The sequence below is a fragment of the Bacillus sp. BC05(2025) genome, assembly GCF_056725905.1.
Genome location: NZ_JBWYRA010000014.1, coordinates 13,827 through 40,520 on the forward strand (window position 1 = coordinate 13,827; position 26,694 = coordinate 40,520).

A 26,694-nucleotide genomic window follows, 5' to 3' on the forward strand; every position below is an offset into this window, starting at 1 on the left:
CATAAAGGAGGATTGGTAATCATGAGTGATAAAGTACTTATTGTGGAAGATGAACGTGAAATTGCCGATTTGGTTGAGCTATACTTGAAAAACGAGAATTATACGGTTTTCAAATACTATACTGCTAAAGAAGCGTTGGAATGTATAGACAAGAATGCGATTGACCTTGCAATATTGGACATTATGCTTCCCGACGTAAGTGGTCTCACTATCTGTCAAAAAATAAGGGAAAAGCATACCTATCCAATTATCATGTTGACAGCGAAAGATACAGAAGTAGATAAAATTACTGGGCTAACAATTGGCGCGGATGATTATATTACAAAGCCTTTTCGTCCACTAGAGTTAATTGCGCGAGTCAAAGCGCAGTTACGCCGGTATAAAAAATACAATGGAGTAACGGCACAGAACGAGAATGTTATCGTCCACTCTGGTCTTGTTATTAATATAAGCACGCATGAGTGTTCTCTGAACGAGAAACCGTTATCTCTCACTCCCACCGAGTTTTCAATCCTGCGTATCCTCTGTGAAAACAAGGGAAATGTGGTTAGCTCTGAGCAGCTGTTTCATGAGATATGGGGTGACGAATATTTCAGCAAGAGTAATAACACTATCACCGTGCATATCCGACATCTGCGAGAAAAGATGAACGACACGGTTGATAATCCGAAATATATAAAAACGGTATGGGGGATCGGCTATAAAATTGAAAAATAAAAATAAGAATAAAAAAATCGATTATTCAAAATTAAAACGGAAACTCTACCAATATATCCTTACGATTGTTATGGCAGCAGTTGTATTTGTGCTGTTTTTACGTCTATTTATCCAAGGAACACTTGGAGAGTGGATCGTACGTTTTTTGGAAAACAGTTATCATTTAGAGCGTTGGGACGCAATGATAATATATCAGTATACTATACGGAACAATATAGAAATTTTTATTTATGTGGCGGTTGCCATTAGTATTCTTATTCTATGCCGAGTTATGCTTTTAAAATTTGTAAAATACTTTGAAGAGATAAATACCGGTATTGATATACTTATTCAGAACGAAGATAAACAAATTGAGCTTTCTGCGGAAATGGAGTTCATGGAACAGAAGCTCAACACGTTAAAGCGAACCCTTGAAAAGCGAGAGCATGATGCAAAGCTGGCCGAACAAAGAAAAAATGAAGTTGTTATGTACTTGGCACACGATATTAAAACGCCTCTTACATCAGTCATCGGTTATCTAATCCTGCTTGACGAGGCACCAGACATGCCAAGAGAGCAAAAGGCAAAATATGTGCGTATCACGTTAGAAAAAGCGTATCGACTGGAACAGCTAATTGACGAGTTTTTTGAAATTACGCGATATAACCTTCAAACGATTACGCTCACGAAAAAACATATAGATCTATATTATATGTTGGTGCAAATGACTGATGAATTTTATCCTCAGCTTGCCGCGAAGGGAAAACAGGTGGTACTCCATGCTTCTGAAGATTTGACCGTATTTGGTGACCCTGATAAGCTAGCGAGGGTCTTTAACAATATTTTGAAAAACGCCACTGCATACAGCAAGGACGACAGCGTTATTGACATTAAGGCGGACCTATCCGAGGATGTGGTATCTATCGTTTTCGAGAACGCCGGATACATCCCGAAAGATAAACTCGCTACCATATTTGAAAAGTTTTACAGATTGGATGATGCCCGTTCTTCTGATACGGGCGGCGCGGGACTTGGATTGGCGATTGCAAAAGAAATCATTGTTCAGCATGGTGGACAGATTTACGCGGAAAGTAATGATAACTCTACGACATTCACGGTAGAGCTTCCAGCCTTTCAAGACTTGGTTGATAAAGAGGGTTCATAGAAAATAATCATTGTTTCTTAAGGAATTCTTAAGGTTATCTCTACTTTTTCTTAGGAAATTAACAATTTAATATTAAAAAATGGCTCGTTCTTATGCGGTAGACTTAAACCATAAGAACGAGCTTTTTTTTTATTTCGTCAAAGAAAGATATGATAACTTATGCGTGGATTAAAATAGCTCAAATGTTTAGAAAAAGAGTGACACAAATATTTCTTTTCCTTTTAACGAATTGTGTCAAATGAGCAATCTGCTGTTTTGGATGTACCTGCATACCACTGAACAGAGTATCCATATAGATATAGCTTCGCTTTGCAGAAAGTAATCGTTAAGAGTTACATATCCGAAATCTTCAGCGCTGAATTAGCGTGACATCATCATCAAGTCATTTACTTAAGGAGGAAGCCGAAAATGAAGAAGTAGTGTTTTTTATTGTTATTTTTCTTAGGTTTTGCTTTCATGAATAAAGCACTGTTTTTTCAGAATAAAGTAGATGTACAAAAATATGATCAAAATCACAAAGATAACATAGATAATACAGGGACTACCTCAATTATTCAAAAGAAAGAGATTGTAAAAGAACAGATCTATCAGGGGAATTTGATCTTAATTAACAGTAAATAGCCTATTCGCTATGTCGGTTTGCCTCACAGTGCGATTATGCAAGAAATGAATTTAGCCTTGGAAGAATACCTGGATTATTTAAAAGAAGAAGAGAGCATTTCAGAAAGTATTGGTGGGGAAAAATATAAGATTTCATATTCTCCCTTTTTTCAAAACAAGACAATCGACGTTGAAATACCAGTAAATGGATTGTGTGAAATGTTTGGAAATAATATAGACGGGGTGATTGTGACCATCCGTTCTTGAATTATATTCTAAAATGACAAAGTTATAGATTAAAATGTAAAGTTAGGAGATTCTATATGCATTCAGGATTTTTGATTAATTATTTATATACTTATTTTTTTACTATTATTTTTTGTATAGTGTTTCAAATTGGGTTTTATTTTAAAACGAGAAAAAATATATCTATTCAGCATTTACTATGGGTGTATGTTTTTCTATTCTACCTTTCACTAGTGTATAAGGTAACGCAGATAGGGACTATATGGGACATAGGGAGTTACGAAACATTAATTCGTGCAAATCAAATTAACTTGATTCCATTTGCTTCTGAAGGTATGACTACTTATGTCTTAAACATTTTACTGTTTATTCCATTAGGTTTTTTATTGCCGACTATTTGGCCGCAGTTTAGAACAATAAAAAATACCGCCTATGCTGGATTCGGTTTTTCATTGGCTATTGAGTTAGGTCAATTGCTAGATAATAGAATTACAGATATTGATGATTTATCTATGAACACTCTGGGAGCAATTATTGGGTATTTATTATATAGAATATTATTCAAAATGATATATAAAAGAGATGAAAAAAAGATTGATAATAATATTTCTCTAGTAATAAAATACGAGGCTATTTTTTATTTAGTTTGCTCATTTGTAGGCATGATGTTAATATATTATCCAGTTTTATTTAGACGGCCTCTAATCCTTCAATAAGGTAATTCAGATACTGTCAAATAATATAAATATAGCAAATTGATTCTGAAATAATAGGATATTACATATACCCATTTATATTAAATTCTCATAGAAATCTTTCAAAACTATTCTTACTGAAGGTTGAGTGGTTATTGAATTGATTTCTATTACTCCCGCTTTATATCAAAGTACTGGCCTTTAATTACCAACCATATTCATTGCGGAAAGATAAGATAGGGTGTAACATTTACCAGTATTTAAATGTCGAAAATTGTTTAAAGCATTTCAACCAATATTTAAGAGGAGCATACAATGAATAAACTAAAAAAGTTACTGAAACGTAAAACGAATTGGATAATTCTTATCCTATTCGTATTTGTTTATGTAAATAACAGTTCTTTTTTTGCTAAGAGGGACGATGGAACTCCTCTTCTTCTTGCTCACCGAGGACTTTCGCAAACATTTAGCATGGAAGAGATTGAGAGTGATACATGTACAGCAGAACGTATAAATAAACCTGAACATTCTTATTTAGAAAATACAATTCCGTCTATGGAAGCGGCATTTAAAGCTGGAGCTGATTTAGTAGAGTTTGATGTTCAACCAACTAAAGATAATAATTTTGTTATTTTTCATGACTGGACTCTTGATTGCCGTACTAATGGTAAAGGTGTTACAAGAGATTTTACAACAAAAGAATTACAAGCACTTGATATTGGTTACGGTTATACAGCTGATGGGGGTAAAACATTCCCGTTTCGTGGTAAAGGGATTAATCTTATGCCAACACTTGATGAAGTACTTACCCATTTTCCAGACCGTTCTTTTCTTATTCATATTAAAAGTGATGATGAAAATGAAGGAATTCAATTGGCTACTCACCTCAAGAAATTACCAGCGCAACGCCTTGATCAACTAACTGTATATGGTGGCGATAAACCAATTGCTGCGATAAAAGAGCGCATCCCTAGTTTACGAACAATGTCAAAAGCGACCATGAAAAAAGATCTTATTACTTATATGGCATTAGGATGGACTGGCTACATACCTTCAAGCCTGAAGCATGGAGAATTACATATACCAGACAAAGTAGCTCCTTGGCTTTGGGGATGGCCAAATCGTTTTCTTAATCGAATGGATAAAGCAGATACTCGAGTTATCATTGTAGGAGGAAATGGGTTTGGGTTTTCAAGTGGATTTGACTCAGCTGAAGATATAAAACGCCTTCCTGACGATTATACAGGTGGAATTTGGACAAATCGCATTGATAAAATAGCACCTGTATTTAAGAAATAAGGGATAATATAACATTCGAAGTTTTTTTCATCTGTTTAACCATTTATATTTTAAAAGAAGACTTATTAATAATTTTAAAGGTTTATATACCGATAAACACCCCTGATTTCCTATGAATAATGGAAATCAGGGGTGTTTTTTGAATGAAGGGAACTTATTTTATACAGAAGTACGACAATGATTAAATAATTACTCGCAAGATGTAAAAAATGAGCTAAATCCTTATAACTGACTGTAGAAAAGTAAATTTTTCGTTTGGGGGTACTTTCAAATCTTAGGTTGATAGGCATGTGAAGGTACCCCTATAAGGAATTTACATCTAGATAATTATATAAACGGATAATATGCAATTATTCATATTTGAACAAAAAATTCGAAAATAATTGTATATTAAATTTTGCAATTATATCTTTTAAATTACTCATATCGAAGGGGGAAAACGAATGAAAAAAATGGTTATTACATTGCTTGCTGCAGGAACAATGTTAGGTGCTCCTTTTTCAACTGCGTTTGCAGAAGAACAAGCTTCTCAACAAGAAGCAATGGATAAAATGGAGGTACTACAAAAAAATTGGAATGAGGAACAGGGAAGTCCATCATTTCTTTCAGGTGATTTATCTGATAAAAAGGTAGAGACTCAAAAGGCGGTAAAAGAGTTTCTTGAAGAAAATAAAGAATTATTTAAAATAAATCCACAAAAAGATTTAACACTTAAAGAAGTGAAATCAGATGATTTAGGTATGAAACATTATGTTTATACACGATCTATAAATAAAATACCTGTTGACGGTGCTCAATTTATTGTACATACAGATAAAGAGGGTAAAGTAACTACGGTCAATGGAGATGTCCATCCGGCTGCAGGGGAGAGTTTAAAGGGTAATACAAAAGCAAAAATTACAAAAGAAACAGCACTTTCAAATGCTTGGAAACATATTAAACTTACAAAAAGTGATACGCTAGTAAAAATGGACGGAAATGCATTAGATCAGATAAAAGAAAACTTAGAGTCTACTAATGAAACAGCAAATTTAGTTGTATATGAAAAAGATGGAACATACTATTTAACGTTTAAAGTGAAACTACAATTTATTAAACCCTATGGTGCTAACTGGCACATCTATGTTAATGCGGAAGATGGGACAATTGTAGATTCATATAATGCAGTTACAGATGCAGATAGTGCTCATAAAGGCTACGGATATGGGGTATTAGGTGATAAAAAAGAATTGAATACAACTTTTAGTAGTGTAAAGGGAAAATACTACTTAAAAGACACTACAAAACCTATGAATGGCGGCTACATTGAAACATTTACAGTAAATCATAGTGATGAAGATTATCCAATAAATTATCGTTTGTTTGATGAGGATAATGCTTGGATAAATAAAGATCAGGGACCAGCAGTTGATGCCCATTACCATGCAGGAAAGGTTTATGATTATTATAAAAATGTCCATAATCGTAACAGTATTGATGGGAAAGGTAAAACGATTCGCTCCGCTGTGAATTATGGAGTTAACGTAAATAACGCATTTTGGAATGGCCAGCAAATGATATATGGGGATGGAGATGGTCGTAGATTTATTCCGCTTTCTGGTTCTCTAGATGTTGTAGCACATGAATTAACTCATGCTGTTACAGAGTATTCTGCTGATCTTCGTTACGTAAATCAATCAGGTGCATTAAATGAATCTTTCTCTGATGTGTTTGGCTATTTTGTTGATCCTACCAATTGGGATGTAGGGGATGCTGTATTTACACCTGGTGTTTCTGGAGACGCATTGCGAAGTTTATCTAATCCTGAGAAATATGGACAACCTGCTCATATGAGAAACTATCAATATCTTCCAGAAACGGAAGAGGGGGATAATGGTGGAGTACATATAAATAGTGGTATTCCGAATAAGGCTGCATATCTTACAATTAATTCCATCGGTAAAGAAAAGGCAGAAAAAATCTATTATCGTGCGTTAACAACATATTTGACTCCAACTAGTGACTTTAAACAAGCTCGTACTGCTTTATTACAATCTGCGGCTGATTATGATGGTTATGATAGTATAACGTATAAAGCCATAGAAAATGCTTGGAATCAGGTCGGTGTAAAATAATTTAGTTACTATAGGCTAGGAATTATAGCTATTAAAACCGAAAAAAAGAACACACTTGTATAACAATAAAGTGTGTTCTTTTTCGTTGTTTTTGTATTGTTTAAGAACTAGACTCCAAAGCTGGTTATTTTTAAAATTAATCAGTACAGTAATATTTATGCATTTATTAAATTTAAAAGGGCTATTTCATTGAAAATAATAGATAATTTTACTTTACTAATAAGATATACTTCTCCTTTTTCAACATAAGCATAAATTATCTTTGGTAACCTCAATAATTTCACTCAATTGAATATAAGTCGAAGTTAATTTCCATGTAATTAGTAATTTTTTCACATAAAAACCTAGCGCGTTATAAAAACCTCCCGTATTTAAATAACAATTCCTCTATCCAATTAAGTAAATTTGTACATTTAAGAAAAACTATTCGAACCTTTAAATTCCAATTACAAGTAAGGAAGTATTCTTTGAAAAAGAAGATAAAGATAGCTTTGAGCGTAGAGAGAAACTGGTATAAAAGTAAGATTGACAGTTAAATTAACAAAATTTTCATTTTAATCAAATAAATACATGGTGTTTTTAACTTATAATAATGTTACTACGATGAAAATATGGCTACTAATTAGTTATTTTAAAAATCAATTTTAGATAGGAAGAGAATCATGAAGACCAGAGATAGTTATAAAATTGTTGTAATTGGTGCTGGGACTGCTGGAATATCTTCTACTGCACATTTGTTACGAAATGTACCCCTAATGAAAGAAAGTATTGCAATTATTGATCCATCAAAAAAACATTACTTTCAACCACTATGGAGTTTAGTAGGAGGAGGAATTGTATCAAAGGAAAGTACGATACGTGATCAAGAATTGCTTATTCCAAAAGGTGCAACATGGATCCCTAAAGGTGTTGTTAAGTTGTTTCCGGATGAAAATAAGCTAGTTTTAGATGATGGACTGCTGCTTGAGTATGAAATTCTTATTGTAGCAGCGGGTATACAAATAAATTGGGACAGCATTAAAGGCTTAAAGGAGTCTATTGGGACTAATGGGGTTTGTAGCAATTACTCTTATAAATATGTTGATTCTACTTGGGGAGAAATTGAAAAATTTAAAGGAGGAAATGCAATTTTTACCCACCCCAATACTCCTATTAAATGCGGCGGTGCTCCACAAAAGATTATGTATTTAGCAGAAGAGTATTTTTCTAATAGCGGTGTAAGAAACAAAAGTGAAGTAATGTTTTATACGGCGAACGCTAACATATTTCAGGTTCCACGATATGCTAATACATTAGAAAAAGTACTAGAAAGAAAGCAAATAATAACAAATTATAATAAAAACTTAGTAGAAATTATTGCTGAGAAGAAAGAGGCAATTTTTGAAGATACGCAAACACTGAAAAGAGAGACAGTACCGTATAGTATGATCCATGTTGTTCCACCTATGGGGCCACCTAATTTTATTAAAGAGAGTGAAATAAGTGATTCTCAGGGCTGGGTAGATATAAACCCTTATACTTTACAACATGTACAGTATAAGAATATTTTCGGACTTGGAGATTGTACCAATTTACCAACCTCTAAAACTGGAGCGGCAATTCGAAAACAAATACCTGTCTTAAAACAAAATATTATGGACGTACTTAACGGAAGAGACTTGCATGCTAAATATGATGGATATACATCGTGCCCCATTGTTACAGGTTATAAAAGTCTTATACTCGCTGAATTCAACTATGAACATGAGCCTCAAGAAACGTTTCCGTTCAATCAAGCGAAAGAACGGTATAGTATGTTTTTACTTAAAAGATATATGTTGCCCTATATGTATTGGAACTTTATGTTAAAAGGGATTCTATAAGGGAAGAGAGAAAGCAGCTAGAAAAATGGAAAAACATTTTAAATTAACTATTTGGAGGGAATAGCTATGCTTTTAAAATATTTTTATGATGAAAAATTAGCACATGCTTCTTATTTAGTTGGTTGTCAGAAGGAGGGCGTAGCAATTGTAATTGATCCAAGTCGCTATATAGAACAATATGTAGAATTTGCTAAGAAAGAGGGGATGGAAGTAATTGCTGCGGCTGAAACTCACATTCATGCAGATTTTCTTTCTGGGTCTAGAGAACTTTCTAATCTTTATCATGCCAATTTATATGTATCTGATGAAGGGGATTGTGATTGGAAATATCAATATCTTAACGAAGGTCGATACAAATTAGTTAGAGAGGGCTCAGAGTTTAAAGTAGGTCATATAAAATTTAATGTAATGCACACACCAGGGCATACGCCTGAAAGTATTTCTTTTTTAGTAACTGATACAAGTCAAAATAATTATACGAATGATAAGCCGATGGGAATATTCACAGGTGATTTTATTTTTGTAGGAGATATAGGAAGGCCGGACTTATTAGAAACCGCTGTAGGTATGAAAGATACTGCAAAAATAGGAGCGAAACAATTATTTGATTCTATACAAAAAATAAAAATACTTCCTGATTATTTGCAAATATGGCCATCTCATGGTGCAGGAAGCGCATGTGGAAAAGCATTAGGAGCAATTCCAACTTCTACATTAGGTTATGAAAAGATGTTTAATTGGGCATTTCAGTGTAATGAAGAAGGTGAGTTTGTATCGACTGTATTGACGGGACAGCCAGAGCCTCCAAAGTATTTTTCATTAATGAAGAATTTAAATAAGTATGGTCCTCCAATTCGAAAGAAGAGGGAAGTTTTTGCTATTAAAACAGTAGAAGAACTTCAAGAAGTGATGAGGAGCGTTCAGCAAATAGTTGATATAAGGAATGTAGAGAGTTTTGCTTCTGGTCACATTGAGAAATCTATTAACATACCGTATAACAATTCTTTTACAACTTGGTGTGGATGGTTACTAGATTATAAAACAGAAACTTTAATCATACTAGATGAGGAAAAGGTTAGAGTGGAGGAGGTTATTAGAGACTTTGAATCTATTGGGCTAGACAATATTATTGCTTTTGTACCTTTAAAGGTAATACAAAGACTTGATAAATTTGAAAATTACAAAGAAAAAACATCAATTGAATTATATCCGCATATAAAAGATGGAAAAGTTAAGGTTATCGATGTACGAAGTAAAAAGGAGTGGGAGGAAGGACATCTTCATGATGCAATACACATCCCTTTAGGAAATCTATTTAAGCAGCTAGATTGCATACCAAAAGATTGCCCAATCGTTTTACAATGTCGAACCGGATTGCGTTCCGCTATAGCAGCTAGTATTTTACAAAGAGCTGGTATAAAGGAAGTAGTGAATTTAAAGGGAGGATTTCTTGCATGGAAAGAAGAAGAGCTTCCTTACGCAACTTCTAATCTCAATGCGTAGGGAATAGACTCGTATTAAATAAAACATTGATAAAATATAGAATTTGTTCACTTTTACGATACATTTATGAAACATTCATATGTTACGTTATAAAAGTCCTTTTTTGTATCATTTTCATTCTGTCAAAAAGTCCTAGTCCCCCTAGGGCTTTTTGCGTTTAAATAAAGGGATGTACTGTATTTCTCAATGCACAACATTACTTAACGTGGTAAAATAATATTTGGATGGGAGTCCAATACATATTATTAAAATTAAAGTGGTTCAAGTCGGAGGAAGGCACCTTAGGGTGTCTTTTCTTTTTTCTCAATATAAGAAGTTTAAGAATATGCTATTATGTTAATACAAAGTCCCTTTTGTGCAATGAGATAGTAGTACCCTAATGACCCACCTATTCCCGTTGGTGGGTCTCTTCAAATTCTTCAGCGTCATGAAAACCTAAATCAAACGAATACAACGTTTCTGATGCTACAGGATATTTTAAGTGTACCAATATGCCTGTAAATCCATGAATGCGTAAACCAGGTCTAATATAAATCATATTTTTAGGCCGTTTCTCTTTCATAATTCCTACATCGTGTCTTATTAAGACATAAGTTTTAACGAATACACAAAAGGCCACCCATCATTTACAGGTGGCCTTTTTCGTGCTGTATGTAACACTATTTACTTGTTATTTTTTTCGGTTTTCAATTTTGTATGTTCATTTAACCAAATATCTATTAGATTTTTTAATGTAATAGTTTCTATTTCAAGAGGGATTTCGATTTCATCTTCATCATACTTATTAAATATAACAGTTTTATCTCTTCGAACATCTGCCCCAAAAATATTCGCACTTATTTTTTCATAATCACTTTTTTCATTTAAAACTTTATCTACAGTTTCTGCTATCCAATCACCGAATTCAGATACCTCTACATTTAAAAAAGCTTCTAAAATATCGAATTCCTCAGGTAGTCTAATAACTAAACTACCTGTACTAAGTAACTCAAATTTGTAATCCATATTATTTTCTCCCTTAATAATTAAATTATCGACCTTGTCTTGGAAATGCAGAAATAATTTTACCATTACCATCTAAAAACAAACGAATAGGTAGGCCGTCTATCCCTACTCCATCATAGATATTAGTATTACCACCCATGTGGATTTTATTGCTGTATGCCTCATTTATATTGTCTACGATTTGTTGTGGATGCCAATCTTTAGGGAAAAAAGTAGAATAGCCACCATTCGCCGCCTTAGGAATCCCGTTCACTTCCACTTGGGCTTTGTATGCCCCGTAATCATTAATTCTACGATCTGTGCCGGGAATTATTCTTCCGTGAGTATTCTCTAAGAACTCTGAGTGGTATCCTGTTGCTTCGCCTCTACGGTTTATTTCCCCTTCAAGGATATGTTTAAGTGAATTTGACCGGAAATTCTCAGTTTCTTGTAAACTAGATATGATTTCGCTAGTAGAGAGTGATGAAGTATGACTTTCATTAACAGGATTATTTCCGCTAGAACCGGCCTCGTCTTTAGCAAACTGATGGGTCGATAGTTTTTCTTCAGCTTGTCTAAAATCAGGTGTATCAAATGCAGAGCGTATATTATTTCCACCAGCTAAAGCAAACTCATTACGATTACGATTGAATAAGGATGCAGCGTCTTGCAAGCTTTGATTAGCAGTTCGTGAAATCTCAGCTAATTTTGTGCCAGGGTTCAACATTGCAATTTTATCCACGCCTTTTGTTCCTATGAATAGTTGTCCAGCAGCCAATATAGTATGAGCAGCCGCGCTTCCATACCATTCTGCACCACTATACGAGTCACCATTGGTAACATCACGATTCCAAGAATCAGAAATTGTTTGTTTTATCGCATTGAACGTCTCGACTGGGTGAGAAACGGCTTCAATCGTGTTATTAAATGTATCAATTGGATGGATAACTGCATCTGCAAGTCCTAATAATTCATCACCTATAGCGTCCCCCACTCCCTTTTTAAAGTGATAGGGGACACCTAAGCCAGCTTTTTCAAAAGCAGATGCAATTTCATCATCTATAGCGTCTTTTATTTTATTCACATCTTTATACGCTGCATCGATACCATGTTTAAATTTATCATATAAAGACTCATCGGAATTTTTTACTTTACTAAGATCCTCATAAGTTTCCTTGAATCCATGCCAAACCTTGTCACGTAAAGACCCATCATTTTTCTCACTATTTAACTTACCACACATTGCTCCTTCTTCAAGATTTCCATCATATGAAGCATCTGCGGTACGGAATTTTTCGGCAATTCGTTTCAAATCTTCTTCCACTTGTATAATTGAATTGATAGCTGTAAAAGCTTTTGGTCTCGCATCATTGAACATTTGAACGAATTGTTGATTAGAGGCACCAATCCATTGAAAACACAAATGATCTATTTCATTACATAGATTATTATGTATAGTTTCTAATGCAATTCTGGTATTATTTGCACGATTAGCAAATTCTTCTAGCATTTCAGGTGTTACTTTGATTTGAACCATTTCTTTCCTCCCTTTCCCCAATTAAGATTATGAGATAAAAAGAAAAAAATGTAAATACGGAAACTTTAGATTAGTATAATAATATTTATGTAAAATAAAATCTGCTTAATTGTAAATAAAGCTTATGTGTATGTAAAGTAACAATAAGAGTCACGATTGTGAGCGTTTTTTTATTTTGCATCAATAATATCAATAAACTTCAAAGTCATATTATTATAAAATGCATCCGTACAAATTATAGATTTATTCAGCGGATCAATATCCACGACAGTCATATAGTTAGTAAGTAAAAAACCGCCTTCGTAATATGTAATTAATATCTCTTTTTCCGAAAGTAATGAACATAATAGCATACTCAATAAGTTCTTGTTCATCTTGGGTTAATGTAGGCCGTTCTACCTTCGTCTTTTCTTTAACGATTTCACGGATACCAGCGAATTGCTCTGGTATCGCTGCAAATGAGACAGATTCTTTTTTTATTTGCAGGCTTTTTTAACTGCTGATTCTATCATATCCGTTATAGCGTTATGCGGCGGTTTATCCATTATAGTTGGTAGCCAGGAACGGGGATTTAGCTTAATTTCAAGAGCAGGGATCGGCTATATAGTGGTTCAAATGATTCTGTTATTTACGAGGTTGCTTGTTAAAATAGCTAAATCGATATAGAATGATATCTAAATTAACGTGAAAAATCGTATATTAAGAGAAAAGAAAGAGGTGAAAATATGAATGTGCGGATAGTCTTAGGTGCTGATAATTGATTCAAGGTTAAAGAGAAGAGAGTCGTTTTATTTTATAGCATTCTTAGCTGTTAGAAGAATTCTAATATTTTAGGCGGTGAGACATGTTCCAACGCTTTTATTTGTATCCTTTTAACTAATTTTAAAAAGCTATATCTTTTTATTGACTCAAGTCAGCTATGGGTGAAAAATAAAGATACCACAAGGATGTGATACCTTTATTGGGCTAGCTATTGTAGCCGTCCTCGGCGCTCTTAATCAACTATCAGGATGGATTAAAAACACCTTAGATATATATTTCAAGGTTAAACAAGAAATACATAAGAGTCGCACCCACCAAGATAACAACTCAGAATAACCACAAGGGGAGGAAAACCTCTCCTATTACCTAAGATTATAACATATTCGTAATTATTATGAAAAAATTTATTTGGAATAATATACCATTTGCTTTATTTCTAATTTTTATTTTAACAACCCTTGATTATAACAATCTAGGTACTGGGAGCTATATCTACATTATTTTTACAGGGATAACTTTATTCTTAATGTTACTTAATATAATAACCCTTTATATAAAGGAGAAGCATAATCTTTAATTTTGAAACAAAAAACAACTAACAAAGTTCATACAAGATGAAATTTAAAGCAGTTTCATATCCCATTGTTTAAGCGATTGCTTATGGAAATTGCTAAAGTAATATAAAACGATATAAAAATGATTATAAAAACTGTATAATAAGAGAATAAAAGGGAGGTGCGATGAGTGATTCGTGCTTTTAAAAAAGTATTTTCTGAGAGTTATAAATCGCTAATAATTATTTTGATACCTGCATTCTTATTTGTTGATTATAATAACATAATATTAATTGATTATATTTATTTTACGGCAGTTATAGTAGCGTATGTAGCTTTTTTATTCTCCGTAGTAATGACTTGTGTAACATTAAGATATGAAGAACAAAAGAAAGCACATTTAGAACGAATAAGAAAGAGTGCTTTCAGAATGAAAAAAAGAACGAGCACTTCTTGAGGGAAGATAAATATATACGGAACAAAAAATGTTTATTTTGTTACTGGTGAGGTTATAAAAAAGTCCTGTGTGCATAGGGCTTTTTTATATGCAGGAATTTGCTAACCATCATGGAATACTCTCACTAGGAGGTGTCATAACGTTATGACGGACAAAATTGTTTACTCAGCTAGTGAAGTATATAAACGACTAGGAATAAGTGATATATTGTGAAATAGTGATGAAATATAAGCTTAATGTGTTAATGGGGTTTATAAATTGAGTAATGAACGGGAATCAATTATGGTCATAGATGTAAGCAACATTTATAGTGCAAAAGAATTGCATTTACTTCTTAAAGAGAAGCTTGAGTTTCCTGATTTTTACGGGGAAAATTGGGATGCCTTTTGGGATTGTATTACAGGGTTTGTGTTTCCTTTGCCAAACAAAATGATCTTCGAAGGATGGTCAAAGTTAGAAAAAAGGTTACCGATAGATACAAAAATAATGAAAGATTGTCTTCTTGATTATAATGAAGAGGATAGAAAGGATCCTGAATAGAAAAGTGAATTCTTATTTAATTAAATAACAGGAAATATTTTCGATGTGATTAAGAATCTTAATATAGAAAAAGAATCCCTAAATAGGGATTCTTTATATGCAGGAATTTCTCTGCAATCATGGAATACTGTCAAGACAATATGAACATCATTGTATTTATATAGGTTTTTTTGTATAATAAAATTAAATATATAGATTTTTGTATGTAATGACTGAAATCAGAAATATTCTATGAATTTTGAGAGGTGTTATATGTTTACAAATAAGAAATTGATTCGAGTTGGCCTTACGTTATTTGTATTTTTAGGTTTGATTAATTTTACAATCGGTTATTTTCAAGCTTATCTTGAAAATGCAGCAGATATTAAATGGGTAGTTCCAGAAATTTGGAAAACTATTCTGATAGATGTTCCTCGAGGTATACTTGTTCTTTTGGGGGCAGTCGCTTTGTATGATTTCACAAAGGAGACATCCAAAAAAGACGCATCAATCTAATTACATCTTTCTTCAATTAACAATTACATGACAGTCGTCTTGTAAAAAGCCCTAATCAGGGCTTTTTTTATATGCAGGAATTTGCTAACCATCATGGAATACTCTCACTAGGAGGTGTTGTAACGTTATGACGGACGAAATTGTTTATTCCGCTAGTGAAGTATATAAACGACTAGAAATATCCGATAGCACCCTTAGAAAGTACATGGAAGTTTTGCAACGCGAAGGATTCGCAGTAAAGAAAGATAATTGCGGCAGACGCCAATACACAGATAATGACATTATGGTGATTGAGAAGTTAATTGAGCTGAGTAAGCATGACGGTATGACGCTAGAGAAGACAGCGAAGATGATAGCGCAGAAAATAGAAAAGGTTAATCCGAATCTGATTAAAGAAGAACCAAAGGAAACAGATCTAATACCATTCCACATTCAAGAACAACTCCAGCAGCAGTACGGCGTTATGGGCGCAAGAAATGAAACAGGGTATGTTGGCAATGGAGAAGCGATTAAGTGACCAGGCGAAGCAGAGTAACGAAGAAATCAAAGCGAGTGTAGAAGCGCATAATGAACGAGTGGAAAAACGATTGGAAGCGCGAGATGAGACGCTGATGAAGACACTACGTAAGATGCAGGAGTTTCGCGATGAGGTTGTTGCATCTAAAGAGAAGAAGAAGCCGTGGTGGAAGTTCTGGTATAGGATTTCGAACAAACTACGCGAAAGTAGAAAAGTATACATTTCTACTTTGTAGTAAGATGTATTTATTATTGTATTTTTAACATAAAGTGGTATCGTCAGCATTTCGGAAAAAAAGCTAAGCAACAAAAAAATAAGCTGTCTATTTAGACAGCTTATTTACATAAAATTCGTTATTGGAAGTTACTTTTTGTTTTATTTTTTTCACTAATTTTAAGCCGTTTTGCACTTCCAAAAAATGCACTTCCAATTATGAATATAACGGAAGAAATATACATTGTTATCCCTGAATATTTATTATCAAATATTGTAGTATTAAGTAAATTAATAAACATCATCAATATAAGTGATATGTACAATCCATTAATATATTTCATTTATACCCCTCCCTATCTTTTTCCCTATTTTACCATTTAAGAGAGGTGATATGTTATTTGATTTTGGTTGTATATTGTATACATACTTGGTTAACATAACGTCTCATTATCAGTAGAGAGGAAAAAGAAGGAATCCTACTTTCACAAGGGAATCTCCTTTTTCTGTTCTATGGAGCAATGCATTTTTTTATACAATCCTATTATGGCACGTTTTTAGGTTTCTCTTTTGTTACTGGATTACTCGAAAAATTGTATAAAATTATGCATCCTCTTAGCGTGGTATTTTTTGAAATGCTGGCAGTACTCCATTGCGCTCAAGCTAAGAAATACAAATACATCCAAACCCAATAAATTGTACATCTTTATATGAAATGTACAATTTATTGGGTTTGAGGTGTTATAATATTCTTAAGTCGATGGATGTGTGACGGTACCCAAAATATAAAAAACACCTTATAGCAAATAAGGTGTTTTTTATACCTCTTAAAATGACTTAAGATGCGTTTACTTGAGTTCACTAGGTAGTTAGAGGTTTAAAGACTATCTTTAACGAAAAATGTTGAGCAGTTCTGTTTAATTGTACATCAATATATCTAAATAAAAAATGCAATCTTGCATCATCAATCCTTTTCTGATCCAATACATCCAAAAAATTTTTTCTCTCGTTTCTTTCTTCATCCTGTGGTATGCCTCTAGTGATAATGGTCATACTAAGGCATGGACGGATGAATCAAAACAAAAACCAACTAGGTTCATAGGTTAGAAGTGTATCTGAATAGATCATATAACTGCAGAAACATAAGATAGAATATTCCCACTAATATTTCTGTAGTTTCAAACTATATACTTATAGAAGTAATAGAATTATATTGGCAATGAAAGAGAAAACAATAGATGGAAGGGGATGTTTTTATGTTTAAAAAAGCAGCACTTGGTATTTCATCGTTAGCTGTAACTGCGTTTGTCGGATTTGGAATGGCAACAGAAGCTTCTGCTGGACCTGCAGCACCACTTACTTCACTAAATGTCGTACAAGTAGAGTCTGAACAGGGCGGAGTAGAAACTATTAATCCAAACAGTTTTAGCACAACACGTGACCACGGAGGAAAATACTTATATATTACTACGAAGGAAATGGGATATGGTCAAAATCCATTTGCGAAAATAAATGGATTTAATGTGAAAAGTATTGGCTCTACTATAATTGGCGGAAAACCAATCGTTGGTTGGTATTATAAATGGGATGCTTCTGGGCATCAGCAAGGAACATTTGAATACCAAAAAACATCTATTAACGCTCCATTTAATACAATGCGAACTTCAATCTATATCAAATAAATATTTTGAAAAGTTATAGGGATATAACATGAAAAATTATGTTCATAAAATTGAATTTATTTATAGAAAATATAAGAGTCGTCCTTAATAGGAGGGCTCTTACTTTAGTGGGGAAAATGTCTAAATAGATGAATGAAATTGAAAGAAGCAGAATACATGCTAGTATTTAATTTTCGTCCCTTCTAATTGATTAATGTGGACTGTACCTCCCTTTCTTATATAATTGTTTTATAGTACAATTTCTTTTAGATGGTACGTTTTATTTCAAAAATAAGATCGTTTATTATGATTGTTAAAGGATGAGTCGGTATGACAAAAGAAAAACAACCATATGGTACAGTTTTAATAAAAGCTGCAAAAATCTTAGATTTTTTATCTGAAAGCAAAAAACCACAGCCTTTAAATGTGATAGCTCAGGAAACAGGAATGACAAGTTCAACAACATTAAAGATATTAGAAACGTTAGTTATAATAGGTTATGCAAAAAAATATCCTGAAACTAAAAGATTTGGTTTAGGAACCTCTTTAATTTACTATGCAAATCAGTATCTTGCGAATTTAGATATTACTAAAATTACATTTCCATATTTGCAAAAATTACAAAGTAATTTAGATGAAACGGTTCATTTAGGAATATTAGAAGAAGATAAAATTTTTTATATTAATAAATTAGAGCCAGAGAGACCGATAATTCGTATGAGTTCACGAATTGGAATGAGTATTCCTTTGTATTGTTCGGCAATGGGGAAGGCTGTGCTTGCAGAGTTCTCTCAACAAGATTTAGAAAGCTATTTAACAAGGGTAGAATTAAATCCAGTTAATGAAAATACTATAATTGATCCTCATGTTTTAAAGGAAACTTTAAAAGAAATAAAGCAAATTGGTTTTGCAATTGATGATGCTGAATATGAAGAAGAAGTATATTGTATTGGAGTTTCGTTAACTTTAAATGGACAAACATATGGTGCATTTAGTGTGAGTATGCCTAAGTATCGTGTTACAGAGGACCTGAAGAAAAAAATGATTCAGTTGATACTAGAAACTAAACAAAATATTCTCAATGAACTTAAACAATTGCATGTGTTCATATAGAAATTCATTTTAAGGAGCTTTAATGGTGATTTTTCACTGTTAGAGCTCTTTTTTATTTATAGGAGCAAAATAATGGGAACTGACTTGTAAATGTAGTAAGAACTACGGCTCAATAACGGATTACTATGTTAGGGAAATATTTAATAATGTTCAAAAAATTTTCATTAAATATAAAAAAAAAATCTTGTAATCTTTTTAAATAATTCATATAATTTATTTGTAAATTTCTTTTCAGGAAAACTAATTTCCAAATAAGAAATTTAGAGCTTAAGCTCTAAAAAATGGAGGCACTTTATGAAAAGGGTTACTGTATTAAATAAACTGAAAAAGAGTGGTGTGATTGCTGTTTTGAGAGCGCATACAAAAGATGAGGCTCTTAAAGTTACTGAGGCAGTCATTAATGGAGGGATTACTGGTATTGAAGTAACCTTTTCGGTACCACAAGCTGAAGAGGTCGTTCGTAAAATAAGGGAACTACATAGTGATTATGAAGAGTTGGTGATTGGTGCAGGGACTGTTCTTGATGCGATAACGGCACGTATAGCCATTTTGGCTGGAGCTGAGTATATTGTCAGTCCAGCATTTGATAAAGAAACAGCAGAGATTTGTAATCTTTATCAAGTTCCATATTTACCTGGATGTATGACAATTACGGAAATAAGTACAGCATTAAAAGCAGGAGTCGACATTATAAAGTTATTTCCAGGAAGTTCGTATAATCCAAACTTTATAAATGCAGTGAAGGGTCCCCTGCCACAAGTTAATATTATGCCTACTGGTGGGATAAATATTGAGAATATGCATCAATGGTTTGAACGTGGATGTGTAGCTATAGGTGTGGGAGGAGATTTACTAGCTCCTGCTCAAAATGGGGATTATGCTAAAGTCTCAGAACTTGCAAGAGAGTATGTGGATAAGTTAGCAGAGATCAGAAAGGGTGCCTAATTATGGGGCGAATTTTAACGCTAGGTGAGATTATGCTTCGTTTATCCACTAATGAAGGAACTAGAATAACTGAAGCTAATTCTTTTAAAGCGCATTATGGTGGTAGCGAGGCTAATGTAGCAATTAATTTAGCAAATTTTAACCACCAAGTTTCTTTTGCTAGTAAGGTACCTTCAAATTTATTAGGTAGAGCTGTTCAACAGCATTTACAAAATTATGGGGTGGATACCAGTAATTTATTGAAAGGTGGTTTACGTTTAGGAACGTACTATCTGGAAAGGGGTACAGGTAAAAGGGCTTCATTGGTTTTGTATGACCGAACATATTCTAGTTTTGCACAGATGAAAAATGTGGAGTGGAATATAGATGATTTATTCAAAAATGTATCATTATTTCATGTTTCGGGAATTAGCCTTGCTTTATCAGATTCAATGACTGATCTCATTCTAGGATTAATCAAAGAGGCCAAAAAGCGTCAAATTAAGGTGAGTTTTGATATTAATTATCGATCTAATTTATGGAACTATGAACGCGCATCGAAAACACTGAATAAAATTTTACCTTATGTAGATTACTGTTCTGCAGGGAAAAAGGATGCTCTCTATTTAATAGGGATTCCTGAAAATAAGACGCAACAATCAGATTTAGAATATTATTATGAGCAAATGCATAACAAGTATCCTAATATTGAAGTCTTTTACTCTACATTAAGGGATGTTCATTCTGCTAGTTCGAATGATCTTCAGGGAACATTATGGAAAAATCATTTTCTGTATACTTCGAAGGTGTACCACATTAATCCTATTGTGGATCGTGTTGGTGGGGGAGATGCTTTTGTTGCTGGAATTTTACACGGATTATTGGAAGAAAAAGATCCGGATTATACAGTTTCATTTGCTACCGCAGCATCTAGTTTAAAGCATACGATTCATGGTGATTGTAATCAGTTTTCTATCTTGGAAGTAGAAGAGTTTATGAGAAATGAATCAGGAAATATTATTAGATAAAATACTAAAAAATGATAGGAGAATGTATATTATGGAAACACGTTATACACATAGCCCAATGGATATTCGTCATTATTCTACAGATCAACTAAGACAGGAATTTTTAGTAGAACGAAACTTTGCACCGGGAGAAGTTATTCTTACATATACACATAATGATCGAATGATTTTTGGGGGAGTAACGCCAACTGAAAAACCTTTGAGTATAGAGTTGTCTACTGAGTTGGGAGTTTCTTATTTTTTAGAACGCCGTGAATTGGGTGTTATAAATATTGGTGGACCAGGATCTATCATAATTGATGGTACAGAAGAAAGTATGAAAAAACAAGATGGGTACTATATTGGAAAAGAAACAAGGGAAGTAGTCTTTAAGTCAGATGATCAGTCAAATCCTGCGAAATTCTATTGTGTTTCAGTACCTGCACATCATAAATATCGAAATGTACGTATAAGTATTGACGAAATAAAACCTATGGAAACAGGGGACTCTGCAACATTAAATAAGCGTAAAATCTATCAATATATTCATCCGAATGTTTGTGAAAGTTGTCAACTACAGATGGGGTATACCATTTTAGAACCAGGAAGCAGTTGGAATACAATGCCTTGCCATACCCATGAGCGACGCATGGAAACTTACTTGTATTTTGATATGAAACCGGATACAAGAGTATTCCATTTTATGGGTAAACCTGATGAAACTAAACATTTGGTAATGAAAAATGAACAAGCGACAATTTCTCCAAGTTGGTCAATTCACTCTGGTGTCGGTACAAGTGATTATACATTTATTTGGGCAATGTGTGGAGAAAACATTACGTATAGTGATATGGACATGGTTGAGATGGATCAGTTGAAATAGTAGATTGATACAATTAAAGGAGGACTAGAACATGAACTTAAATGAATTTTCGATGGATTTCTTTAGTTTAAAAGGCAAGGTAGCTATTGTTACTGGGGGAAATACAGGATTAGGTCAAGGATATGCAGTAGCATTAGCGAAAGCTGGGGCAGATCTATATATTGCAGCATCTGGTGACAATTGGGATGAAACTCGTCAATTGATTGAGGAATGTGGACAACGAGTAGAATTTATTCAAGTAGATTTAACACAAGATGATGCAGCAGAAAAAGTGGTGCAAGGTTGTTTAGACAATTTCGGGAAAATTGATATTTTAATTAATAATGCAGGTACAATTCGTCGTGCACCATTGCTGGAATATAAGAAGGAAGATTGGAATGCCGTGATGAGCATTAACTTGAATACTGTTTATTTACTGAGTCAAGCAGTAGCTCGTGTTATGGCAGAACAAAAGAGTGGAAAAATCATTAATATTGCTTCTATGTTATCTTTCCAAGGAGGGAAATTTGTACCGCCTTATACTGCCAGCAAACATGGAGTGGCAGGATTAACGAAAGCATTTGCTAACGAATTAAGTAAATATAATATTCAAGTAAACGCAATTGCTCCTGGCTATATAGCAACAGCTAATACTGCCCCAATTCGTGCGGATGAACAACGGAATAAAGAAATTTTAGATCGTATCCCAGCTGAAAGATGGGGAGTACCATTCGATTTAATGGGTACGGCTGTATTTTTATCAAGTAAAGCGTCAGATTATGTAACAGGCCATATTCTAGCTGTTGATGGTGGATGGTTAGTGCGTTAATCAGTTTTAAGTCCTATAGCAAATATTTTTTGGGCGATTCAAGAACACTTTGGTTGTTAGAAACATCTGAACATAAGGTGTGAACCTTTTTGAAAGGGCATACATTATGTTGGGTAGAGCCGGTAAATTGAATATATTGATGAGTATAAGGGTTAGAATTACTTTATCGAGAGTGTTGACTTTGAAAAAATACAAGTCGATTAGAAGGGAAGTTATTTATGGATATACTGATTCTTTCACATGCTGGTGTTGCAAGTGGGTTGAAGAAAGCTGCACAAATGATTTTAGGGGAACAAAAAAACTTACACGCTCTAGAATTAACTGAAGAGAATGGAATTACTTCTTTTAGTGATCAACTACAAGAATTCTTGGAGAGATGGAGTGAAAATCAATCGAATAAGTTGCTTATTTTTGCTGACCTTAAGGGGGGAACACCTTTTAATCAGGCTGTATTTTGGGCATCAAAATTAAAGTTGAATCAGCGTATTAGTATTATCAGTGGTGTAAATTTACCAATTGTAATAGAAGCAATATATTGTAATCAAGAAAAATCATTAGAAGAGCTGTCAAAAGAATTAATAGAAGGTGCGAAAAATGGAATTGATATACCAGAAATAGAGATTGAGAGTGTAAATGCTTTAGATGAATAGAGAGGAGAATAGCCAATGGTAAGCGTTGAATGGTGGCAAATTGTTTTAATAACGCTATATTCTGGATTCGCCATTTATGATGGAAACAATACAACGTTTGGTTTTGTAAAGCCAACAATGGCAGGATTTTTCGCAGGGCTAATTTTAGGGGACATTCAAACGGGTTTAATTGTAGGGGGAACGTTAAACTTATTGGTTTTAGGTGTAGGTAACTTTGGAGGAGCCTCTATACCAGATTATATGACAGGTGCGTTATTGGGAACAGCTTTTACAGTTATGAGTGGGCAAGATGCTAAATTTGGAGCGACACTGGCAATTCCCATTGGACTACTAATGGTGCAATTAGATGTTCTGGCTCGTTTTACGAATACTTTTTTCCAGCATAAAGCTGAAAAATTAGTTGCGGAAGGCAAATTTAAAAAGGCATCCTATATGAATCTATGGGGAATTGTCCCAACTTCCTTATCAAGAATGATACCTGTGTTTCTAGCTTTAGTATTTGGTGCCAAATTTGTTCAAGCAATTGTAGATAATATTCCAAAGTGGCTTATGGGTGGTTTACAAGTAGCTGGGGGATTGCTTCCTGCATTAGGTATTGCAATTCTATTGAAATACTTACCTATAAAACAAAATATCGCCTTTTTGATTATTGGTTTCTTCTTAGCGGCTTATTTAAAAGTACCTGTATTAGGTGTTGCTTTAATCGGGTTAGCAATGGCAATAATTTATTTCCAAACCTTTATGAAAGATAGCGATTATGCGACTGATGATGGAGGAATGGGAGATGAGTAAAAATATAGTAGATAAAGATTTAAACAAGGTATTCTGGCGTTGGTATTTCTTCGGTCAAACAGGATGGAACTATGAAAAAATGCAAGGCCTAGGCTATTACTATAGCATTTATCCATTGCTAGAAAGCATATATAGTGAGGAAGAAGAAAGAAAAAGAGCAGCAATAAATCAATTGCAGTTTTTTAACACGAATAACTCTACAGCTCCCGTTATTCTAGGCCTAGATGTAGCCTTAGAAAAAGAGAAGGGGATTGAATCTATTGATACAGTAGCTTCGCTTAAAACTGGATTAATGGGACCGCTAGCAGGAATTGGTGATACCTTATTCTTTGTAATTCCTACCACTATTGTTGGGTCCATTGCGTCTTATTTAGCATTAGAGGGAAATCCAATTGCTCTGATTTTATGGATCTTATTTGGATGTGTCAGATTGGGATTTATGAGATTTTTTGTATGGACAGGTTATAAAGAAGGAGCAAAACTTGTTGGTGAGTTAGGGAATCGTTTGAAAAAAATAACTCAATCCGCAAATATACTGGGAATCACCGTTGTAGGAGCATTGATTCCTTCCGTAGTTAAGGCCACTTTTGGTTATGAGTTTACTAAAGGGGAAGTTACTTTAAAGTTACAGGATCTTGCTAATCAAATTATGCCTGGTTTAGCACCAGCTCTTGTAGTCTTTTTAACATATTGGTTATTAGGTAGAAAGAAAATGAATTCTACTCGTGTTATCTTTTTATTGATTTTTATAGGAATTATTGCTTATAATTTAAAAATTTTCGTTTAAGGGGAGTGTTTAGTAATGGAAGGAATCGTACATATAAGAGTTGATGATAGACTTATTCATGGGCAAGTTGCAACAAGATGGGCAACAGGTTTAAGAGTAAATCGTATTATGATTATCGATGATAAAGTCGCAGTTAATGATGATGAGAAATCAATTTTAAGAATGGCGGCACCAGCTGGTGTTAATACGTCCATTTTAACCTTTGAAAAAGGCCTTAATAATGTGAAAAATGGGAATTATAGAGGGCAAAGAGTGTTATTAATTGTGAAGACTCCTGAAATTTTAGTGCAATTAATGAATGGTGGATTAGCATTAAAAGAGGTAAACATTGGTAATATGTCTAGTCGTCCAGGAACAACTCAAATTAAAAAATCAATTAGTATGACTGAGAGTGAAAAAGTAGCTGTACAACAGTTATTAAGCCAAGGTGTAAAAGTTACTGCACAGATGGTTCCAGAAGAATCTGATGCAAGTATTGAGGGATTTTTAAATTGAATAATATGTAAGGGTAAATAAAAACTAAAAACATCACTCGTTTTATGAAAAATGAGTGATGTTTTCACATAGTGAGGTTAAAAGAATAAGAGAGTTTAGATGTAAAGATTGAATTGTTGGGGAGGAGACTAACATGTCTATACTATTAAAAAATATAGAGCTATTTAAAGAAAAAGGAAAGGCATTAGATAGAAATAGTATAAAAGCAGAATTAGATTGGATATGTGAAAAGCTAGAAAAGAACATAGAACGCTTTGGGACAAGCTATCCATCTGCCTGTGCAACAAATGGAAAATATAGAATAAAGGGAAATGATGATTGGACGAATGGATTTTGGACAGGGATGCTATGGATTGCCTATGAATATTCGAAAAAAGATATTTTTAAATCAATAGCACTAAAAAACATTCAAAGTTTTAAAGATAGACTAGATAAGAATTTTGTTGTAGATCATCATGACCTAGGATTCTTATACAGTTTATCAGTTGTTGCTGGTTATAAGGTGACATTAGATGAATCTTTTACCCCAATTATTATTCAAGCTGCTGATAAGCTAATAAGTCGTTTTCATGACAAAGGAAATTTTATTCAGGCTTGGGGAAATCTTAATGATCCTGATGAGTACCGTTTGATTATTGACTCATTATTAAACCTGCCTTTATTGTTTATGGCAACGAAATTGACAGGTGATCAATGTTATAAACATATAGCAGAACAACATTTTCAACAAGTAACGAAAACGATTATAAGGGAAGATGCATCCACGTATCATACATTTTATTTTGATCCTGTTACAGGTGAAGCTTCGTATGGCGCTACTCATCAAGGATATACTAATTCTTCCTGTTGGGCACGTGGGCAAGCATGGGCCATTTTAGGTTTACCTATGGGGTTTAATTATATGCTTAATCATGTTGACCAAAAACAATATGAAGACATTACAAATTATTTTATTAGTAAATTATCGAATGGTTTGGTTCCATATTGGGATCTTACTTTTACAGATGAAGATAATCAGCCGTTGGATAGTTCTGCAATGGCAATTGCCGCATGTGGTTTACTCGAAGCTCAAGCAAGTAATATGTATGAGGGATCTGCATCCATTGCTCGTGGAATGATTCAAGTACTTAGGGAACAGTGCACAATAAAAGATGATGAGGATAATGAAGGGATTTTACTACATGGTGTTTATGCATACGCAGAAGGAAAAGGAATTGATGAACCTAATTTATGGGGGGATTATTTTTACTTGGAAGCGTTGTATCGTATGTTTAATCCAACGTGGGCAACATATTGGTAGGTATAAATGAAAATACAGTTATTAAGGTATCATGA

The 26,694-nt window shown here is 33.6% G+C and carries 25 protein-coding genes and 3 pseudogenes; 23 read left to right on the top strand and 5 right to left on the bottom strand.

Features of this window, described 5'->3' with window-relative positions; genetic code table 11:
- Window positions 1-21 precede the first annotated feature (21 nt).
- The 8 genes and pseudogenes from vanR-A to ACZ76X_RS26305 all read left to right on the top strand — a co-directional run bounded on the left by vanR-A (window position 22) and on the right by ACZ76X_RS26305 (window position 10,180).
- Entirely contained in the window at window positions 22-717 is a 696-nt protein-coding gene (gene vanR-A, locus ACZ76X_RS26270) for a vancomycin resistance response regulator transcription factor VanR-A (protein ID WP_001281104.1), read from the top strand.
- Window positions 707-1,861 carry a vancomycin resistance histidine kinase VanS gene (vanS, locus tag ACZ76X_RS26275; RefSeq protein WP_195756760.1) on the top strand — a complete coding sequence of 385 codons (1,155 nt, stop codon included), beginning with the start codon at window positions 707-709 and terminating at the stop codon, window positions 1,859-1,861. The genes vanR-A and vanS overlap by 11 nt, the downstream gene beginning before the upstream one ends.
- A gap of 624 nt (window positions 1,862-2,485) precedes the next feature.
- Window positions 2,486-2,728 (top strand): annotated as a pseudogene (locus ACZ76X_RS26280) (D-Ala-D-Ala carboxypeptidase VanY); the annotation flags it as partial.
- 56 nt (window positions 2,729-2,784) lie between these two features.
- Window positions 2,785-3,423 (top strand): VanZ family protein, encoded by a 639-nt coding sequence (locus tag ACZ76X_RS26285; protein WP_479852163.1) that lies wholly within the window; start codon window positions 2,785-2,787, stop codon window positions 3,421-3,423.
- A gap of 294 nt (window positions 3,424-3,717) precedes the next feature.
- Window positions 3,718-4,701 carry a glycerophosphodiester phosphodiesterase family protein gene (locus tag ACZ76X_RS26290; RefSeq protein ID WP_479852164.1) on the top strand — a complete coding sequence of 328 codons (984 nt, stop codon included), beginning with the start codon at window positions 3,718-3,720 and terminating at the stop codon, window positions 4,699-4,701.
- Window positions 4,702-5,144: 443 nt separating this feature from the next.
- Entirely contained in the window at window positions 5,145-6,815 is a 1,671-nt protein-coding gene (locus ACZ76X_RS26295) for a M4 family metallopeptidase (RefSeq protein ID WP_479852165.1), read from the top strand.
- A 662-nt stretch (window positions 6,816-7,477) separates the two neighbouring features.
- Complete coding sequence (locus ACZ76X_RS26300; protein ID WP_479852166.1) at window positions 7,478-8,677, top strand: NAD(P)/FAD-dependent oxidoreductase; 1,200 nt, start codon at window positions 7,478-7,480, stop codon at window positions 8,675-8,677.
- A 66-nt stretch (window positions 8,678-8,743) separates the two neighbouring features.
- Window positions 8,744-10,180 (top strand): MBL fold metallo-hydrolase, encoded by a 1,437-nt coding sequence (locus ACZ76X_RS26305; RefSeq protein ID WP_479852167.1) that lies wholly within the window; start codon window positions 8,744-8,746, stop codon window positions 10,178-10,180.
- 388 nt (window positions 10,181-10,568) lie between these two features.
- On the opposite strand, the gene ACZ76X_RS26310 is transcribed toward ACZ76X_RS26305, so the two are convergent.
- The 4 genes and pseudogenes from ACZ76X_RS26310 to ACZ76X_RS26325 all read right to left on the bottom strand — a co-directional run bounded on the left by ACZ76X_RS26310 (window position 10,569) and on the right by ACZ76X_RS26325 (window position 13,187).
- On the bottom strand, window positions 10,569-10,742 hold the full coding sequence (locus tag ACZ76X_RS26310; protein ID WP_479852168.1) for a hypothetical protein: 174 nt from the start codon (window positions 10,740-10,742) through the stop codon (window positions 10,569-10,571).
- A gap of 101 nt (window positions 10,743-10,843) precedes the next feature.
- Complete coding sequence (locus ACZ76X_RS26315) at window positions 10,844-11,185, bottom strand: hypothetical protein (protein ID WP_479852169.1); 342 nt, start codon at window positions 11,183-11,185, stop codon at window positions 10,844-10,846.
- A 25-nt stretch (window positions 11,186-11,210) separates the two neighbouring features.
- A complete protein-coding gene (locus tag ACZ76X_RS26320; RefSeq protein ID WP_479852221.1) occupies window positions 11,211-12,701 on the bottom strand; it encodes a WXG100 family type VII secretion target in 1,491 nt (496 codons plus the stop codon).
- A gap of 170 nt (window positions 12,702-12,871) precedes the next feature.
- Window positions 12,872-13,187, bottom strand: a pseudogene (locus tag ACZ76X_RS26325) (YolD-like family protein).
- A 1,020-nt stretch (window positions 13,188-14,207) separates the two neighbouring features.
- Here ACZ76X_RS26325 and ACZ76X_RS26330 point away from each other — a divergent pair.
- From ACZ76X_RS26330 to ACZ76X_RS26345, 4 genes and pseudogenes are all read left to right on the top strand, one after another.
- Entirely contained in the window at window positions 14,208-14,474 is a 267-nt protein-coding gene (locus ACZ76X_RS26330; RefSeq protein ID WP_479852170.1) for a hypothetical protein, read from the top strand.
- A gap of 258 nt (window positions 14,475-14,732) precedes the next feature.
- The gene (locus ACZ76X_RS26335; protein ID WP_479852171.1) at window positions 14,733-15,014 is read left to right on the top strand and encodes a barstar family protein; all 282 of its coding nucleotides are present in this window, start codon (window positions 14,733-14,735) and stop codon (window positions 15,012-15,014) included.
- A 231-nt stretch (window positions 15,015-15,245) separates the two neighbouring features.
- Window positions 15,246-15,509, top strand: coding sequence for a DUF3937 family protein (locus tag ACZ76X_RS26340; protein WP_479852172.1), 264 nt, complete (start codon window positions 15,246-15,248; stop codon window positions 15,507-15,509).
- Between the two features lie 127 nt (window positions 15,510-15,636).
- Window positions 15,637-16,261, top strand: a pseudogene (locus ACZ76X_RS26345) (MerR family transcriptional regulator).
- Window positions 16,262-16,379: 118 nt separating this feature from the next.
- Here ACZ76X_RS26345 and ACZ76X_RS26350 read toward each other — a convergent pair.
- Entirely contained in the window at window positions 16,380-16,583 is a 204-nt protein-coding gene (locus tag ACZ76X_RS26350; protein WP_098296196.1) for a hypothetical protein, read from the bottom strand.
- 912 nt (window positions 16,584-17,495) lie between these two features.
- Between ACZ76X_RS26350 and ACZ76X_RS26355 the strand changes: the two genes are divergently transcribed.
- From ACZ76X_RS26355 to ACZ76X_RS26405, 11 genes are all read left to right on the top strand, one after another.
- Window positions 17,496-17,921, top strand: a complete 426-nt coding sequence (locus tag ACZ76X_RS26355; protein ID WP_479852173.1) for a DUF4879 domain-containing protein — start codon at window positions 17,496-17,498, stop codon at window positions 17,919-17,921.
- A gap of 309 nt (window positions 17,922-18,230) precedes the next feature.
- Window positions 18,231-19,013 carry an IclR family transcriptional regulator gene (locus ACZ76X_RS26360; RefSeq protein WP_000159567.1) on the top strand — a complete coding sequence of 261 codons (783 nt, stop codon included), beginning with the start codon at window positions 18,231-18,233 and terminating at the stop codon, window positions 19,011-19,013.
- Between the two features lie 294 nt (window positions 19,014-19,307).
- Entirely contained in the window at window positions 19,308-19,958 is a 651-nt protein-coding gene (locus ACZ76X_RS26365) for a bifunctional 4-hydroxy-2-oxoglutarate aldolase/2-dehydro-3-deoxy-phosphogluconate aldolase (RefSeq protein ID WP_227900752.1), read from the top strand.
- 2 nt (window positions 19,959-19,960) lie between these two features.
- A complete protein-coding gene (locus ACZ76X_RS26370) occupies window positions 19,961-20,965 on the top strand; it encodes a sugar kinase (protein WP_479852174.1) in 1,005 nt (334 codons plus the stop codon).
- A gap of 31 nt (window positions 20,966-20,996) precedes the next feature.
- Entirely contained in the window at window positions 20,997-21,827 is an 831-nt protein-coding gene (gene kduI / locus ACZ76X_RS26375; protein WP_086419499.1) for a 5-dehydro-4-deoxy-D-glucuronate isomerase, read from the top strand.
- A 31-nt stretch (window positions 21,828-21,858) separates the two neighbouring features.
- Window positions 21,859-22,635, top strand: coding sequence for a 2-dehydro-3-deoxy-D-gluconate 5-dehydrogenase KduD (gene kduD / locus ACZ76X_RS26380; protein ID WP_001052291.1), 777 nt, complete (start codon window positions 21,859-21,861; stop codon window positions 22,633-22,635).
- A 218-nt stretch (window positions 22,636-22,853) separates the two neighbouring features.
- Complete coding sequence (locus ACZ76X_RS26385; protein WP_479852175.1) at window positions 22,854-23,285, top strand: PTS sugar transporter subunit IIA; 432 nt, start codon at window positions 22,854-22,856, stop codon at window positions 23,283-23,285.
- Window positions 23,286-23,300: 15 nt separating this feature from the next.
- Window positions 23,301-24,077, top strand: a complete 777-nt coding sequence (locus ACZ76X_RS26390) for a PTS mannose/fructose/sorbose/N-acetylgalactosamine transporter subunit IIC (RefSeq protein ID WP_000255370.1) — start codon at window positions 23,301-23,303, stop codon at window positions 24,075-24,077.
- A complete protein-coding gene (locus tag ACZ76X_RS26395) occupies window positions 24,070-24,864 on the top strand; it encodes a PTS system mannose/fructose/sorbose family transporter subunit IID (RefSeq protein ID WP_000041901.1) in 795 nt (264 codons plus the stop codon). The genes ACZ76X_RS26390 and ACZ76X_RS26395 overlap by 8 nt, the downstream gene beginning before the upstream one ends.
- A gap of 15 nt (window positions 24,865-24,879) precedes the next feature.
- The gene (locus ACZ76X_RS26400) at window positions 24,880-25,359 is read left to right on the top strand and encodes a PTS sugar transporter subunit IIB (RefSeq protein WP_479852176.1); all 480 of its coding nucleotides are present in this window, start codon (window positions 24,880-24,882) and stop codon (window positions 25,357-25,359) included.
- A gap of 133 nt (window positions 25,360-25,492) precedes the next feature.
- A complete protein-coding gene (locus tag ACZ76X_RS26405; protein ID WP_479852177.1) occupies window positions 25,493-26,659 on the top strand; it encodes a glycoside hydrolase family 88 protein in 1,167 nt (388 codons plus the stop codon).
- Window positions 26,660-26,694 lie beyond the last annotated feature (35 nt).